Origin of the sequence: Carnobacterium inhibens subsp. inhibens DSM 13024 (genome assembly GCF_000746825.1) — a bacterium.
Lineage (GTDB): Bacteria > Bacillota > Bacilli > Lactobacillales > Carnobacteriaceae > Carnobacterium_B > Carnobacterium_B inhibens.
This window is the reverse complement of record NZ_JQIV01000006.1, coordinates 996,809-1,011,734: the sequence shown is the minus strand read 5'-3', so window position 1 is coordinate 1,011,734 and position 14,926 is coordinate 996,809. Positions and strand designations below refer to the sequence as shown.

General features: G+C 34.9%; 16 protein-coding genes and 1 riboswitch. Of the genes, 8 read left to right on the top strand and 8 right to left on the bottom strand.

Annotated elements, in window-relative coordinates; all coding sequences use genetic code 11:
* Positions 1 to 18: 18 nt before the first annotated feature.
* The 3 genes from BR65_RS05965 to BR65_RS05955 form a co-directional block, all read right to left on the bottom strand.
* Positions 19 to 726: an MgtC/SapB family protein gene (locus BR65_RS05965; RefSeq protein ID WP_034537286.1), complete on the bottom strand. Its 708-nt coding sequence runs from the start codon at positions 724 to 726 to the stop codon at positions 19 to 21.
* 77 nt (positions 727 to 803) lie between these two features.
* Positions 804 to 1,370, bottom strand: coding sequence for a chromate transporter (locus BR65_RS05960; protein ID WP_023178795.1), 567 nt, complete (start codon positions 1,368 to 1,370; stop codon positions 804 to 806).
* Positions 1,367 to 1,945, bottom strand: coding sequence for a chromate transporter (locus BR65_RS05955; RefSeq protein ID WP_023178794.1), 579 nt, complete (start codon positions 1,943 to 1,945; stop codon positions 1,367 to 1,369). Before BR65_RS05955 ends, BR65_RS05960 begins: the two co-directional genes overlap by 4 nt.
* A 276-nt stretch (positions 1,946 to 2,221) precedes the next feature.
* On the opposite strand from BR65_RS05955, the gene BR65_RS05950 reads away from it, so the two are divergent.
* Positions 2,222 to 3,076 carry a glycosyltransferase family 8 protein gene (locus BR65_RS05950; RefSeq protein WP_034537284.1) on the top strand — a complete coding sequence of 285 codons (855 nt, stop codon included), beginning with the start codon at positions 2,222 to 2,224 and terminating at the stop codon, positions 3,074 to 3,076.
* Positions 3,077 to 3,134: 58 nt separating this feature from the next.
* On the top strand, positions 3,135 to 4,487 hold the full coding sequence (gene gorA / locus BR65_RS05945) for a glutathione-disulfide reductase (RefSeq protein WP_034537282.1): 1,353 nt from the start codon (positions 3,135 to 3,137) through the stop codon (positions 4,485 to 4,487).
* Between the two features lie 423 nt (positions 4,488 to 4,910).
* Here gorA and BR65_RS05940 read toward each other — a convergent pair whose 3' ends face one another.
* Positions 4,911 to 5,138, bottom strand: coding sequence for a hypothetical protein (locus tag BR65_RS05940; protein ID WP_023178789.1), 228 nt, complete (start codon positions 5,136 to 5,138; stop codon positions 4,911 to 4,913).
* Between the two features lie 286 nt (positions 5,139 to 5,424).
* Positions 5,425 to 5,525, top strand: a riboswitch (purine riboswitch).
* Between the two features lie 163 nt (positions 5,526 to 5,688).
* On the opposite strand from BR65_RS05940, the gene BR65_RS05935 reads away from it, so the two are divergent.
* On the top strand, positions 5,689 to 7,149 hold the full coding sequence (locus BR65_RS05935; RefSeq protein ID WP_034537279.1) for an NCS2 family permease: 1,461 nt from the start codon (positions 5,689 to 5,691) through the stop codon (positions 7,147 to 7,149).
* Positions 7,150 to 7,327: 178 nt separating this feature from the next.
* The gene (locus BR65_RS05930; RefSeq protein ID WP_034537277.1) at positions 7,328 to 7,810 is read left to right on the top strand and encodes an AI-2E family transporter; all 483 of its coding nucleotides are present in this window, start codon (positions 7,328 to 7,330) and stop codon (positions 7,808 to 7,810) included.
* Between the two features lie 56 nt (positions 7,811 to 7,866).
* Here BR65_RS05930 and BR65_RS05925 read toward each other — a convergent pair whose 3' ends face one another.
* The gene (locus BR65_RS05925; RefSeq protein ID WP_023178784.1) at positions 7,867 to 8,616 is read right to left on the bottom strand and encodes an NAD-dependent epimerase/dehydratase family protein; all 750 of its coding nucleotides are present in this window, start codon (positions 8,614 to 8,616) and stop codon (positions 7,867 to 7,869) included.
* A gap of 83 nt (positions 8,617 to 8,699) precedes the next feature.
* Positions 8,700 to 8,897: a CsbD family protein gene (locus BR65_RS05920; RefSeq protein ID WP_023178782.1), complete on the bottom strand. Its 198-nt coding sequence runs from the start codon at positions 8,895 to 8,897 to the stop codon at positions 8,700 to 8,702.
* 230 nt (positions 8,898 to 9,127) lie between these two features.
* Here BR65_RS05920 and tsaB point away from each other — a divergent pair, with 230 nt between their 5' ends.
* The 4 genes from tsaB to tsaD are packed head-to-tail and all read left to right on the top strand — an operon-like array spanning position 9,128 to position 11,945.
* Complete coding sequence (tsaB, locus tag BR65_RS05915) at positions 9,128 to 9,850, top strand: tRNA (adenosine(37)-N6)-threonylcarbamoyltransferase complex dimerization subunit type 1 TsaB (RefSeq protein WP_034537275.1); 723 nt, start codon at positions 9,128 to 9,130, stop codon at positions 9,848 to 9,850.
* Positions 9,834 to 10,403 carry a ribosomal protein S18-alanine N-acetyltransferase gene (gene rimI / locus BR65_RS05910; RefSeq protein WP_034537274.1) on the top strand — a complete coding sequence of 190 codons (570 nt, stop codon included), beginning with the start codon at positions 9,834 to 9,836 and terminating at the stop codon, positions 10,401 to 10,403. Before tsaB ends, rimI (BR65_RS05910) begins: the two co-directional genes overlap by 17 nt.
* An 11-nt stretch (positions 10,404 to 10,414) precedes the next feature.
* A complete protein-coding gene (gene rimI, locus BR65_RS05905; RefSeq protein ID WP_034537272.1) occupies positions 10,415 to 10,879 on the top strand; it encodes a ribosomal protein S18-alanine N-acetyltransferase in 465 nt (154 codons plus the stop codon).
* 46 nt (positions 10,880 to 10,925) lie between these two features.
* Positions 10,926 to 11,945 carry a tRNA (adenosine(37)-N6)-threonylcarbamoyltransferase complex transferase subunit TsaD gene (gene tsaD / locus BR65_RS05900; protein ID WP_034537270.1) on the top strand — a complete coding sequence of 340 codons (1,020 nt, stop codon included), beginning with the start codon at positions 10,926 to 10,928 and terminating at the stop codon, positions 11,943 to 11,945.
* A gap of 141 nt (positions 11,946 to 12,086) precedes the next feature.
* Here the strand turns inward: tsaD and BR65_RS05895 are convergent, their stop codons facing one another.
* Entirely contained in the window at positions 12,087 to 12,629 is a 543-nt protein-coding gene (locus tag BR65_RS05895; RefSeq protein WP_023178773.1) for an SF0329 family protein, read from the bottom strand.
* A gap of 69 nt (positions 12,630 to 12,698) precedes the next feature.
* Positions 12,699 to 14,645, bottom strand: a complete 1,947-nt coding sequence (locus BR65_RS05890; protein ID WP_034537269.1) for an ABC-F family ATP-binding cassette domain-containing protein — start codon at positions 14,643 to 14,645, stop codon at positions 12,699 to 12,701.
* Positions 14,646 to 14,926 lie beyond the last annotated feature (281 nt).

Sequence of the window (14,926 nt, the reverse complement as noted above, 5' to 3'; positions counted from 1 at the left end):
TCTCTCTTCCAAGGCTTTTTAGTTTTCTCTTAACGTATGGACACGAAGAATGTGTTCGTATTCTGAAAGATCTTCAACAACAGAAGCGATTGGTTTAGTATCTGGTAAACTAAGTGTGTAGAGGTTGACATAACTGTTATTTTCTTTATTATTTGTATCCACACTATAGTCTAAACCAAGAACATTGATTCTCATACTTTCAAAATAAGTATTTAAAAATTGCTTCGTTTCTTTTCGATTGACATAATAGATTTCAATTCGTTTTGAACTTTGAACGCGAAAGATACGTCTAATGACAAGTAAAACAAGTAATATAATGAGACAGCTGAGTAAAGCTAAAAAGTAGCTGCCCATTCCAATGGCTATACCTAAGCCAGCAATTGTCCAAATTGAAGCAGCTGTAGTTAGTCCGGTAACACTTTTTTTCGTCACAATAATCGTACCGGCACCTAGAAAACCAATACCGCTTATAATTTGCGCAGGCATCCGAGTCATATCCGTATTTAATAGTTGTGTCAAATCTGGATTATTTAAGCCCATCTCAACGGTATTATAAGTAACTTCTAATTGAACTAGTGTCACGATACAGGCTCCAAGACAAACTAATATATGAGTTCTGAGACCAGCATCATGTCCTTTGATCTCACGTTCATAACCAATGGCACTGCCAAATAAAACCGCTAAAATTAAGCGTAAAAAGATTTCACCGTTATCTAATTCAAACATTTAACCACCTTCTTTCTAGACAAATAAATGTAAAATAAAAAGGGTCATTATGAAGTATCAAAGACAAAAATCTCATTTTAAAGCACGATACTAGAAATAATCAATCTGGCAACTCCTGCTAAAAGCATAATATAGATGGGACCAATTTTTGTTTTTTGTAACAAAACTAAACCGATACCAAATAGAATCAAGGAAATCCAATCAATCTCAGCCCATGCAATTGGAAAAGAATCGCTATTAAATAAAGCTGTCAGTAAGATAGATAAACCGGCAGAAGCAATCAAAGCAACAACTGCTGGGCGTAATCCTTTTATCACTCCTTGAACCAACGACAATCCTTTGTATTTATAATATAGGACTGCCAATGATAATACAATGATAACGGATGGTGTGATACACCCTAAAGTAGCAATAAGGGAACCTGGAATTCCAGCTACTTTAGTTCCAACAAAGGTAGAAGCATTTAATGCTATTGGACCAGGAGTCATTTGTGAAATGGTTAAAATATCAATATATTCTGTACTCGTTAGCCACTGATTTTTTTCAATCACTTGTTCTTGTATCAAGGGTAAAGCAGCATATCCGCCACCAAAACTTAAAGCACCAACTTGGAAGAAACTCCAAAATAATTGCAAGTAAATCATTTCTTTAAGCCTCCTTTTGTCAGATGCGTTTCTTTATAAGTCGTGTACGCCCCAATCGCACCACAAATAACTAAAATGATGACGATATTGATAGAAGTAAAAGAAGCTACAAGAAAAGCAAGGATCATAACAATAATAGGCAGGTTTTTTTTGGTTTTAGTGATTCCTTTTGCCATACCGATCACGACATTTACAATAACGGCAGCCACCCCAGCTTGCATACCAAGTAGAACAGCATTTACAATAGAATTATCACGAAAAGCCAAGTAAAAATAGGAAATAATCGTAATAATTATCAGTGGAGGTAAAGAAGTTCCTATTACACTAATAATAGCACCTGGAATACCAGCCATACGGTAACCGATTATAATAGAGGCATTAACAGCGATTGGTCCCGGTGATGATTGAGCAATAGCTACTAAGTCTAACATCTCTTCTTCATTGATCCACTTTAACTCATGTACAAAGCGCTTTTGCATAAGAGGGACAATGACATATCCTCCGCCAAAAGTAAAAGCACTCAAAGTAAAAGTAGACATAAATAATGTCCAATAAAATGATGTATCTTTTTTCATAAGAAACTCCTTTATTTATAAATTTTACTAATCTATCATAAGTATACAATAAATGAGGAGAGAAAAAGAAATAGTAGGCAGGTTTAACTCCATTTTATAAATCATTTTTGGCTGAATGCTCTGCTTTAATTGAAATATTTTGACGTTTCATTCATACTTTAATAAGTTAATTACTTTTTTTTAGTAAGAAAAAAACGATTCTAACCAATATAAGGTAGAGAAAAGTGATAAAAAAAGTTACACTATAAAAGAGAAGCAGAATGTAGGAGAAATGTTATGAATCTATTATTTACACTTAATGAAAATTATTTGCCTCCTCTGTACACGGTTCTTCGTTCGATTTTTTATTCGAATAGTAAAGAAAAGTTTACGGTATATATTATGCACCAAAGCATATCGGAACAAAAACTGGAAGATTTGCAACAATTTATCACTAAAAATGGACATACATTTTGCCCGATTGATTGTAAGAATCTATTTACAGAAGAAATTTTTGTGAATCGGTATTACTCTATAGAAATGTATTATCGCTTACTAGCTCCATTCGTGTTGCCAGCAGAATTGGATCGGGTTTTGTATCTTGACCCTGATATCATTAATTTACGTTCATTTTCATCATTTTATGAACAAGATTTTGAAGGCAAGTTATTTGTAGCGACGACTCATGATTATGCAACCAAATGGATCCAACCTATTAATAATATACGTTTAGGTACATTAGCATCAGAAGATTACTTTAATACGGGTGTCATTCTAATGAATCTTACTTTGATCCGAAAAACAAGAAATCAAGAGGAGATATTTACTGCCATAAAAGTGAATAAGAATCGGTTAGTACTGCCAGATCAGGATATTTTCAATCATTTGTACTGGAACGAAATCAAAGAAGCAGATTGGCAGATCTATAATCTTGACGCGCGTTTTTATTCTCAATTGAATCGTGTTTTTCCTCGAAAGTTTTCTCTGGAGTGGGTAGAACAAAAAGTGGTATTTATCCATTATTGTGGCAAGCATAAACCATGGATAGAAAGAGAATCATACCGTCATAAATTAGGCGGGTACTATCTTTACTTTGAAGAGCCCTCAAGACAAGTGGGGAACTTAGATGGATTAAATGAAAATAAAGAGTAAAACACTTCATTAACTGAAGTGAAGATAGAAAATTACAAAGAAAGCAGGGATTTAGAAAATGAGTAAACATTATGATTATATTGCAATTGGCGGAGGAAGCGGTGGGATTGCTTCTGCTAACCGTGCGGGAATGCATGGGGCAAAAGTTGCTTTGATCGAAGGAAATGCTATTGGCGGAACGTGTGTCAATGTAGGATGTGTACCTAAAAAGGTTATGTGGCATGGCGCTCAAATAATGGATGATATGAAATTGTATGCAGAAGATTACGGCATTTCAATTAAAGATCGCCAATTAAATTTTGAAAAATTAGTAAAAAATAGAGAAGGCTACATCTCACGTCTACACACGATCTATCAAAAAAACTTAAACAACAATAAAGTTGAATTGATAAATGGGTATGCGAAGTTTGTTGATGCACATACGATCAAAGTAAATGGTGAACAATTAACAGCTGATCACTTTTTGATTGCAACAGGTGGACGTCCTGAGTGGCCAAAAATTCCAGGTGCAGAATATGGAATTGATTCAGATGGATTCTTTGAATTAACGGAATTACCTGAACGGGTAGCGATTATTGGTGCAGGTTATATTGCTGTTGAATTAGCAGGTGTATTGCATGGATTGGGTTCAGATACACATTTATTTGTTAGAAAGCATGCTCCATTACGGAACTTCGATTCAATCATTGTTGAAGGACTGGTTGAAACAATGGCTAGAGAAGGAGCAACTTTGCACATCCATTCTGTTCCTAAAGAAGTAATAAAGAATGAAGATGGCACCCTAACGATCCATTTTGAAGATGGTTCTACTCATACAACAGATACACTTATATGGGCAATTGGTCGTCAACCAAATACAAAAGACTTAAACCTTGAAGTAACGGATGTAGAATTAAATGCTGGTGGATACATTAAGGTTGATAAATATCAAAATACAACTGCTAAAAATATTTACGCTATTGGAGATGTGACAGGCCATATTGAATTAACGCCGGTAGCTATAGCTGCTGGACGTCGACTTTCTGAACGCTTATTCAATAATAAACCAAATGCATTTTTGGATTACACTAACATTCCAACAGTTATCTTTAGCCATCCGCCGATTGGAACGATTGGAATGTCGGAAGAAGAAGCAAAAGAAACGTATGGAGAAGAAGACATCAAAGTGTATACGTCTATTTTTACTTCTATGCATAGTTCTATAACGGCTAATCGACAAAAAACATATATGAAATTGGTTTGCCAAGGTGAAAATGAAAAGATTGTTGGTTTGCATGGACTTGGAAAAGGTTTGGACGAAATGGTCCAAGGATTCGCAGTAGCGATTAAGATGGGCGCAACAAAAGCTGATTTTGACAATACAGTAGCGATTCATCCTACTGGATCCGAAGAATTCGTTACAATGACTTAGTTAAGAACTAATAGTATTGAAAGTAAAGTTGGGTTACGGAATAAAAAGTAGCTACAAAAAAAGTTTTGCTCTTCCTAGTGAGAGTGAGACTTTTTTTGTATCACTTTTACGTGAACCCCGTCTTGACGGAAAAGTGGAGGTTATTTTTTACTCACTGATACGTGAAGAGCCGTTTCATGAAAAAGTGACATTAATTTTCTGCTCCACTTATTCGTTGAAGGCCATTTCATAGAAGAGTGGACGTTCTTAACAATCGAAAAAGGAAGATGCTTAAAAGAAAATAGGTAAATCAAAAAAATTTGTTCTTTATTACTTATTAAACTAGGAACTAAAATTAAAAATAAACAAAGAACAGTGCAGAAAAGTTATTTCTGCACTGTTCTTTGTTTATTTATCAGACTTAATCGAATGAAGTTCTAAAAACTATTCGTAATTCCACTCACCGTTACTACTGTAATGAACGACCTCACCATTATCAAAGTGAACATCCATTGTTTGAAGATCATTGTTCCATAAAACTTCTTTAATATTTTCTTTAGTGTATTTAGGAGGATCGTCCAATGTATCCATGTGTTGCGCATAAACGTTGGTCAACCAGCTGATTTGATTTGAATCTAATTCACTGTATCCTTTTACTTGTGTGAAATCCATAATAAATCCCTCCTGTATCTTTTGAATCTATTGTAACGTATCTAAAGAAAAATAAAAAAAGAAAACCCTTTAGTAAAAGAAAATAGACTCTTTCAAAATTATTATGAATATACAGACTGAAAGAGAAAGCGGTTAAGAATTAAAAACAAATAAGAGAAAATACCCATTAAATAGTTAATAATCCTTTATATAACAGTTTTATTAATGTTAAACACGAACAATGAAATGTTTTATTTGACGTAATATCCACTTTGGTGTTGTTTTATAAAAATTTATCTTCTATAATTAACTTGCAATGTTTAGAACCGAATATAATTAAGCGATATGGGCTTTAAGTTTCTACCGGACACCGTAAATGTTCAGACTATTGGTTCTAGATAAACTCAGTTGGTTTATTTAGAGATACATTAGATGCATTGGAGTAACTGTGATTAATTAATTTTTTTGTCATTATATCTTCAATAAAGCAGTTAGGTAGAAAAACTGAAACTCAGTAGATTTAACTATCAAGGTTCACTTTGTAATCCAAAAAAAGTGGGGAAATAGTAAAATGGAAAAGTTTTTTAAATTAAAAGAAAATGGAACGACGGTAGGTACTGAAGTTACAGCAGGGCTAACGACTTTCTTCGCAATGTCTTATATTATTTTTGTCAACCCGGCAATTCTTTCTTTAACAGGTATGCCTACACAAGCAGTTTTCTTATCGACTTTAATAGCTGCTGCTATTGGAACATTAGTAATGGGGCTGTTCGCTAACGTTCCTTATGCACAAGCTCCTGGTATGGGATTAAATGCATTCTTTACGTATACAGTCGTATTTGCTTTAGGATTTTCTTGGCAAGAAGCTTTAGCAATGGTCTTTCTTTGTGGAATATTTAATATATTGATCACCGTAACAAAAATACGTAAAATGATTATTCGTTCTATTCCAGAAAGTCTGCAACACGCTATTAGTGCTGGAATCGGTGTATTTGTTGCTTATATAGGGATCAAAAATTCAGGTTTTCTTCAATTTACTTCAGAACCTGGCAATATCGAAACAATCAACAATGCTCCTTTTGATGCAACAGCCTCTTACTCAGACGGTATTTCGAGTGTCGTAACTGGTGGTGGGATTGTACCTGCGTTAGTTAACTTTACAAGTCCTGGATCTTTATTAGCTTTGATTGGTTTGATTATTACCGTTATTTTATTAGTGAAAAATGTAAAAGGAGCTATTCTGATTGGGATCATTGTTACAACGATTATCGGAATTCCGATGGGCGTGGTAGACGTATCAGTGATATCTAACCCAGCTAATTCATTAGGCAATGCTTTTTCAGAGCTAGGAACGACTTTTGGTGCTGCGTTTGGTAGTGAAGGGATGATTTCTCTATTCAGCAGTGCGTCACGTTTGCCATTAGTTATTATGACCATTTTTGCTTTTAGTTTATCAGATGTATTTGATACAATTGGAACATTTATTGGAACGGGTCGTAAAACTGGAATCTTTAGTGCTGAAGATGAAGTAGCATTAGACAATAGTACTGGTTTTAAAACAAAAATGGATAAAGCCTTATTCGCAGATGCTATCGCAACTTCTGTAGGTGCTATTTTTGGAACATCTAATACAACGACTTTTGTTGAAAGTTCAGCTGGTATTGGTGCCGGCGGAAGAACAGGTTTAACAAGTGTTGTTGTAGCTGTATTATTCCTTTTAACAAGCTTATTCTCACCCCTAGTCGCACTTGTGCCGACTCAAGCAACATCTGCATCTTTAATCTTAGTAGGAGTTATGATGATGTCTTCATTCTTAGAAATTAAATGGGATAATTTAGAAGAAGCTATTCCAGCATTCTTTGCTTCTATTTTTATGGCTTTATCTTATAGTATTTCATATGGGATCGCTGCTGGATTCATTTTCTATGTCATTGTTAAAGTGGTCAAAGGAAAAACAAAAGAAATTCATCCAGTATTATGGATCTCAACATTATTGTTTGTATTGAACTTCTTGATTATGGCGTTTATCTAAAAAGAAAATAGCAACTTTAAGTAAACCATCTTAAACCTAGACAGCAGCATACTGTTGGCGTTTAAGATGGTTTTTTTGTATCATTAAAAGATACTACTCAAGTTGGATCACACAAGTGTTGAATTCTTATATAATAAAAGAAATAAATGACTTAAGAGAAACGGAGCTGGATAAAAGAATGAGTGATTTAAAAGACATATTTTATCGATCGTTAAAAGGAATCAAAGGTTACTTTAAAGCAGAACTAAAATTAGCTGCTCTAACGTTTGTTCTTTTATGTATTGGTTTTTATATTATAGGAATTGATTTCTGGGGAATAAAGGCTTTAGGAATTGCTATTATAGATATTATTCCTGTTTTAGGAAGCGGGATTATCATGATTCCATGGGCACTTATCCATTTCTTTATGGGAAATACAACGATTGCTTGGCAATTAGGACTAGTATATATCGTTATTAATGTGGTTCGACAAATTGCTGAACCGTTTGTTACAGGTAGAGAAATTGGTGTAAGACCGCTTTATACATTTATCTCGACAATTGTTTGTATGCTTATTTTTGGGCCTTTGGGAGCACTGATAGGAGCAGGTGTAGCAATCGTTATAAAAGCTGTTTATGACGTGAAAATGGTTCGTAATAGTGATCCAAGTGAATGGGAATAAAAGCGAATAGGAAACGGAGCTGGGGTCATCCCAACTCCGTTTTTTCTTTATGAAAATTAGTTTTGGTTAAAATAACCAAGAAGGTTAAAGCCGTTATCTTTTGGTTTATAGCCAATATCTACTCTAGCCTGATCAATATCTAAACGTGGGAAAGTGTTATTTGAAATACCATTAACGAGTATGAATGGTTCGTTTAATGTAGCTGTTAAACAACAATCTACAAGGTGGCACATATCCTTGCCTGATAAGTAATTAGACATAGCTTCAGGAGCATCTAATGCTGGAAGTTCGTCTCCTTTAAAATCGCCAATTCGAATTCCTATCGACTCTAGCCCGGTTGTAAAAGCATAATGACTCGCTAGACCTTCCAAATAGACTTTTGACACTCCATATAAATCAGCTGGACGAACGGGGTCATTTGTTGCGACTTGGATATTTTGCGGGTAAGCATCGACAGCATGAATGGAGCTAGCAAAAATAATACGTTTGATCGAATCACTTTTTGCAGCTTCAATATAGAGATTATGTGGAAGCTTGTAATTCAAATCTAAAAGACTATCATAAAACTCCGCATCAGGACTTGGATCCCCCGCTAGTTGAATAACATATTCAATACCCTCTAGCAGTCCTTTCCAGTTATCTAAAACAGATAAATCTAATTCTTTTGTAGTGGTTCCTTTAACAAGTTCTTTATCAGATTTAGAAAAATCAATATCTACTAAGGTTAATTCATGGTTTTTTTTCAAATGAGTGGTTAGTACTTCACCAATCGTTCCTGTTGCACCGGTAATTAAGATTTTAGCCATTGCCCATCCTCCTGATTAATTTAAGTTAAGTTAAAAAGAGTACCACGTTAGCAGTACTCTTTAGGGGGAAACAAAGTTAATTCTTACTTATCGTTCTTATCATTTAAGTCGTCTTTTACTTTACCGACTTTTTTTTGAACTTCGCCTTTGGCTTTTTGAGCTTTACCTTCAGCTTGTTTGCTGCGGTCGTTTGTTGCATCACCATATGAATCTTTAGCTTCACCAACAACCTTGTCTTTAATACCTTTAGCTTTATCTTTCATTCCGTTATCTTTTTCCATGTTCAATTCCTCCTATGAAACTAGATTTTTTTACGGCGATAATTTTTATCCAGCAAATGTGTTGCCGTTCAGCAACAACAGTTGGAGATAAGAATTATCTTACAAATGAAGCATAACTTTTAGAAAAATAAAAATCAACTAATACGCTTTCTTAAAGAAGGAATTTAAGTTTTTAAGAGATATGTGCTAAAATAAAGCTAGAATTAAGTTGGACAAAAAGGAGCCGTTTCATGAAAGTATTGGCAATAGATACTTCTAATCAAGCAATGAGTATTGCAGTAATAGAAGATAGTAAAATTATAGGAGAATTGACTACAAATATTAAACGAAACCATAGCGAACGATTAATGCCGGCTATTGATGAGCTAATGAATGATGTACACTGGAACCCTAGTGAGTTAGATAGAATCGTAGTGGCTAAAGGACCTGGTTCTTATACTGGTTTACGTATTGGTGTAACGATTGCCAAAACATTAGCATGGACGCTAAAAATTGAGTTGGTAGGGATCTCTAGTCTGAAGATGTTGGCTGGAAACTGTGAAATGTCTCCACACTATCTTGTGCCTTTATTCGATGCTCGACGTAAAAATATTTATACCGGTTTGTATCAATGGCAAAATGGGGAATTAATCCAAGTAGAAGCAGATACCCATATTTCAGCAGAAAAGTGGGCTGAATACTTAAGTAAAAAAGAAGGCACTTTTGAATTGATTGGAGAAGACCGTTTCTTATATAAAGACACATTTGAACACTATTTAACGAATCGGGTGTACGAAGCGCCTTTAAAAGATCATCTTCCAAAAGCTGGCGTTTTAGGTCTGTTGGGCTTACATGAAGAACCTGTAGATGCACATACATTTACGCCTGATTACTTGAAATTGGCAGAAGCGGAGGAAAATTGGCGTAAGGAGCATCCAGATCAACTGGAGGAAGCTTATGTTGAAAAAATTTAAGCAATGGTTTAGCGAAACTACCTCGTTTAGCCAAATACCTCTTAATAAGAAGCTGGCTAAGCGTGCACGATTAGAAAAAGACTTCGTTCAGTTGAGTGATGGCTCCTTTTTAACCGTGTCTATTGGATCAGAATCAGATATTTCAGGTATTTTAAAAATTGAGTCGCTTTGTTATAATGGCAAAATACCTTGGAACGAATATGCTTTACAGCATGAAATCAAAAATAACAATAGGGCTATTTATCTAATTGTCCGGCAATCAACTAAGCCTGTTGGTTTCATTGGAGCATGGCTAGTAGAAGAGGAAGCACACATTACAAATGTTGCTGTTATTCCAAATTATCAAAAACAAGGAATTGCGACTTTTATGATTACCGAGTTACAAAAAATAGCCCTGCAAGAAGGCATACAGAAAGTAAGTTTAGAAGTACGTGTTTCAAATAAAAAAGCTCAAAGCTTATACCGTACGCTGGGATTTGAAAATGGGAAAATAAAAGAGAACTACTACAGTGGTGATCGAGAAGATGCCCTGGAAATGAGTAAGTTTTTATAAGGAATGAAACAATGGAAAACCCAAAAATTGTTTTTTTATTTAAACAAAGTGCAATAGTAACTGAAAATGAATTGTTTCAATTAGCTGAAGACAGCTATGTAAACGGAAGTCCATGGTCAATTGAAATGTATAAACAGGAATTAACTGGAACTCATAATGAATACGCAATAGCCTTGTATGAGGGAGAAAAGGTTGGTTTTATTGGATACACTATGCTTTTTGATGAAGCAGAAATAACAACATTCGGTATCATATCCGCCTATAAAAACCAAGGAATTGGTCAACTATTTTTACGATCTTTTATTGATTACTTGAAAGAAAACGAAATCAAGACAGTGTTTTTAGAAGTTCGAGAGCAGAATAAGTCTGCAATTGTTGTATACAAAAAAATCGGTTTTGAAACGATTGCTACACGTAAAAATTATTACCATGATCCGATAGAAAATGCCTTAATCATGCAACTAAGTATAAAATAGTTAAAAATTGTCTTGTTAAAGAGTCTATTAAAGAAAGAGTGAAAGTATGTCTATAGAAAGAAATTTAATTTTAGCGATTGAATCAAGTTGTGATGAAACAAGTGTAGCAGTGGTTGAAGACGGGACAATCGTTCATTCCAATATTGTTGCTTCACAAATAAAAAGCCATATGCGTTTTGGCGGAGTCGTGCCTGAAATTGCTAGTCGTCATCACGTAGAACAAATCACACAATGTATCGAAGAAGCTTTAACAGAAGCAGTGGTGGGTTATGAAGACCTTTCAGCAGTTGCTGTTACGCAAGGACCTGGTTTAGTAGGAGCTCTCTTAATCGGAGTAAACGCAGCTAAAGCTGTTGCCTATGCGCATCATTTGCCATTGATTGCAGTAAATCATATGGCAGGACACATCTATGCAAATCGCTTAATAAAACCACTTATTTTCCCACTTTTAGCTCTTGTAGTTAGTGGAGGACACACTGAGTTGGTTTATATGAAAGAAGATGGAGACTACACGATTATTGGTGAAACCAGAGACGATGCAGCAGGAGAAGCCTACGATAAAATTGGTCGAGTACTGGGACTGCCTTATCCCGGCGGAAAGAAAATTGATGAAATGGCACATTTGGGAGAAGACACGTATCATTTTCCAAGAGCTATGTTAAAAGAAGATAACTATGATTTTAGTTTTAGCGGCTTAAAAAGCTCTTTTATCAATACAGTTCATAATGCGAACCAAAAAGGCGAACCACTAAACAACATTAACTTAGCAGCTAGTTTTCAAGCAAGCGTGATTGAAGTTTTGGTTTCAAAAACACTTAGAGCTGCTAAGGAATACGATGTAAAACAATTGCTTTTAGCAGGAGGAGTAGCTGCGAATAAAGGCTTACGTGATGCTCTTACTAAGTCGATGGCTGAAGAATTGCCAAATGTAGAATTAGCTATTCCACCGCTATCATTGTGTGGGGATAATGCAGCTATGATCGGAGCGGCAGCATATGTCCACTATCAACAAGATCAGTTCACGGATTACGCATTAAATGCTAAACCAGGATTGACATTCAATTAAAAGAAATAATTAGACCATACAAAACTGCATAGAAAAAAACTCATTCTCAATTTTTTCGGAGAATGAGTTTTTTAGATTCTGTAAAAAACAATGGTGACAGTATGCAAAAAATGAGGTCCTAGTACTTGGGAAAATTTATGTCTATTGATCTGCATTGTGTATCGTTATATGTTCTGCAGCACAACGTAGTTTATAAAAATCGTAAACCAATGGATGTTCTTCTAAAATAGATTCTTGCATGTTGCGTAAAGTTCTTTTACCTACTCTGCGATCTAACATACATAATATTTTTGTTAATATATCCTTCGACTTTAGAGAACGTTCAATTGGCGAATTGAAATAATCTTCTAGAACAGAAAAGAAATCAAATTGTGCATAGATGCCTTCCTTTTTTTGTTGTTCGTATGCGTCTGTCTGGTAGGTTTGGTTCTTAAAAACATCAACAACATTAAAATCATTCAATTGAGTGCGAATAGCCATTTCTTTATAATAGGCTTCTCTTTCAGCAGTTAAGGTGCACATAGTTAACATTTCTACTTTATCAACAGTTAGGACAGCTCTGCCTAACTGGTCATGTGCTTTTCGATAATTAATAACTTGAAAATCTATTCTATTATGCAAAGAATCACACACAAAACTCATTAAATGCTTCTTAGCTTTACTCCACTTTGGATGATAAGACACTAAACTGCCTCCCGCATAATTTGGTAGAATTAATTTTTTATTTAAACGTTTAGCTTATTTTTATTTGGCTTATTGCATTTCTTCTAACTGTAAACTTTTTTCTTCCCATTCACTGACTAAGTTATCCAATCGTTCTTGAGCACCAGTAATTTCTTCATTTAGTTCTTGCACATGTACATGATCTCCGAATACTTCTGGGTCGATCAATTGAGTTTCGCACTGAGTAATGATTGTTTCAACTTCTTCCATTTCTTTTTCAATGACCTCGATACGACGTGTTAATTGACGCAACAACTTTTGTTCTTCTTTATTGATTTCACGAGATGCTTTGACTGTTGGAACAGATTCATCTTTTGTTTTTTCAGCTGATTCCGTCTCAGCAAGCAAACGCAACTCTTCTTGTTCAGCTTTCTTTTCAAGGTAATAATCATAATCACCTAAATAAAGTGTGCTTCCTTCTTCAGAGAGCTCAATGATCGTCGTTGCAATGCGGTTAATAAAGTAACGGTCATGTGAAACAAATAAAAGAGTTCCATCAAAATCAATTAGTGCATTTTCTAAAACTTCTTTACTGTCAATGTCTAAATGGTTTGTCGGTTCATCTAACATTAAGAAATTATTTTTGTTCATAGCTAATTTAGCTAAAGCCAAACGTGCTTTTTCTCCACCACTCAAGGAAGATACTGATTTCTCTACGTCTTCTCCAGAGAATAAGAAACTGCCAAGTATTGAACGAATATCTTTTTCAGGCGTTGTAGGGTGCTCATCCCAAAGTTCTGCCAAAACAGATTTAGTTGAATTTAAGTCGGATTGTTCTTGATCATAGTAGCCCAATGAAACATTTGTACCCAAATGCTTTTCGCCCTGGATCAAAGGAAGTTGATCGATAAGTGATTTTAGCAATGTTGATTTTCCGATTCCGTTTGGTCCGACTAAAGCAATCGAGTCGTATTTTCGAACATCTAATTCAACAGGGCGAGATAGAATGGTTCCATCGTACCCAATCGCACCATTGGATAAAGTTAAAACAACATTGCCACTTTCTTTTTCAGTTTTAAATGAAAAACGAGCAGACTTTTCATCGCCTTGAGGTTTATCGATACGGTCCATTTTTTCTAATTGTTTGCGCCTGCTTTGAGCACGTTTAGTAGTTGACGCACGGACTAAATTACGATTGACGAAATCTTCTAACTTAGCAATTTCGCCTTGTTGTTTCTCAAATTCTTTCCATTCTTGTTCAAGACGAGCGGCTTTTAAATCTAAATATTTTGAATAATTACCTTTATAATGAGTAATCTTTTGACGACTGATCTCATAAACTTCATTCACTACTTTATCTAAAAAGTAGCGGTCATGAGAAACAATCAGTAAGGCACCAGTATACGATTGCAAATAGGTTTCCAGCCAGCTGAGAGTTTCAATATCTAAATGGTTTGTAGGCTCATCAAGAATCAATAAGTCTTTTTTTTCTAATAATAATTTTGCTAATGCTAAGCGTGTTTTTTGTCCACCAGAAAGCTGACTGATCTGTTTAGTATAATCTTCTTCGTAAAAACGAAAACCATGCAGCACAGAACGAATCTCAGATTGATAACCAAACCCATTTTCCTCACGAAAACGATGTTGGATGTGGTCATAGCGATTTAAAGTTGCTGTATAAAGTTCTTCATCAGATAACAAATCAGGGTCACCAAGTTGCTGTTCGATCGAACGCATATCTTTTTCTAGTTGAATGACCAATTCAAAAACGGTCAACATTTCATCCCAAATCGTTCTTTCAGAAGCTAGACCGGTATTTTGTGCTAAGTAGCCAATACTGACTTGCTTTCCTTTGACGATTTTTCCAGCATCCGGTTGTTCAATATCCGCGATCATTTTTAAAAGAGTAGATTTACCTGTACCATTTCTTCCAACTAAGGCAATCCGCGAATGTTCTTGTACTTCTAAATAAATATTTTCAAACAACACATCTGCTCCAAAATAGCGGGCAACGTGTTGTGCTTGTAATAGAATCATAGTCTTGGTCCTCATTTCATCATTCTCATTAGTAGTTTATCATAGATTTGGGCTGAGTGAAATTACAAACCCAAAAAAGCTAACTTTTTAGAAGTGGCTTCACAAGCATTATTGTGAATTTTGACACTAATGTTAAATAGAGATTGGAATGAATGACAAAAATTAATACTAGTAATATACAAAAAAAATGATATAATAAGAACGTTCACTAAAAAAAGATTGTGAAGTAAAATATATAATGATTTGCTTGTGAATTGAACTAGCAAAAAAATTGGAGAAAT

Excerpts from the sequence above, each read along its gene's own strand:
- tsaD (WP_034537270.1), top strand. The coding sequence starts at position 10,926 with ATGTCTATAGAAAGAAATTTAATTTTAGCGATTGAATCAAGTTGTGAT.
- BR65_RS05940 (WP_023178789.1), bottom strand. The coding sequence starts at position 5,138 with ATGGATTTCACACAAGTAAAAGGATACAGTGAATTAGATTCAAATCAA.
- BR65_RS05955 (WP_023178794.1), bottom strand. The coding sequence starts at position 1,945 with ATGAAAAAAGATACATCATTTTATTGGACATTATTTATGTCTACTTTT.
- BR65_RS05890 (WP_034537269.1), bottom strand. The coding sequence starts at position 14,645 with ATGATTCTATTACAAGCACAACACGTTGCCCGCTATTTTGGAGCAGAT.
- BR65_RS05925 (WP_023178784.1), bottom strand. The coding sequence starts at position 8,616 with ATGGCTAAAATCTTAATTACCGGTGCAACAGGAACGATTGGTGAAGTA.
- rimI (WP_034537274.1), top strand. The coding sequence starts at position 9,834 with ATGTTGAAAAAATTTAAGCAATGGTTTAGCGAAACTACCTCGTTTAGC.
- rimI (WP_034537272.1), top strand. The coding sequence starts at position 10,415 with ATGGAAAACCCAAAAATTGTTTTTTTATTTAAACAAAGTGCAATAGTA.
- BR65_RS05950 (WP_034537284.1), top strand. The coding sequence starts at position 2,222 with ATGAATCTATTATTTACACTTAATGAAAATTATTTGCCTCCTCTGTAC.
- BR65_RS05920 (WP_023178782.1), bottom strand. The coding sequence starts at position 8,897 with ATGGAAAAAGATAACGGAATGAAAGATAAAGCTAAAGGTATTAAAGAC.
- BR65_RS05965 (WP_034537286.1), bottom strand. The coding sequence starts at position 726 with ATGTTTGAATTAGATAACGGTGAAATCTTTTTACGCTTAATTTTAGCG.
- gorA (WP_034537282.1), top strand. The coding sequence starts at position 3,135 with ATGAGTAAACATTATGATTATATTGCAATTGGCGGAGGAAGCGGTGGG.
- BR65_RS05960 (WP_023178795.1), bottom strand. The coding sequence starts at position 1,370 with ATGATTTACTTGCAATTATTTTGGAGTTTCTTCCAAGTTGGTGCTTTA.
- tsaB (WP_034537275.1), top strand. The coding sequence starts at position 9,128 with ATGAAAGTATTGGCAATAGATACTTCTAATCAAGCAATGAGTATTGCA.
- BR65_RS05930 (WP_034537277.1), top strand. The coding sequence starts at position 7,328 with ATGAGTGATTTAAAAGACATATTTTATCGATCGTTAAAAGGAATCAAA.
- BR65_RS05935 (WP_034537279.1), top strand. The coding sequence starts at position 5,689 with ATGGAAAAGTTTTTTAAATTAAAAGAAAATGGAACGACGGTAGGTACT.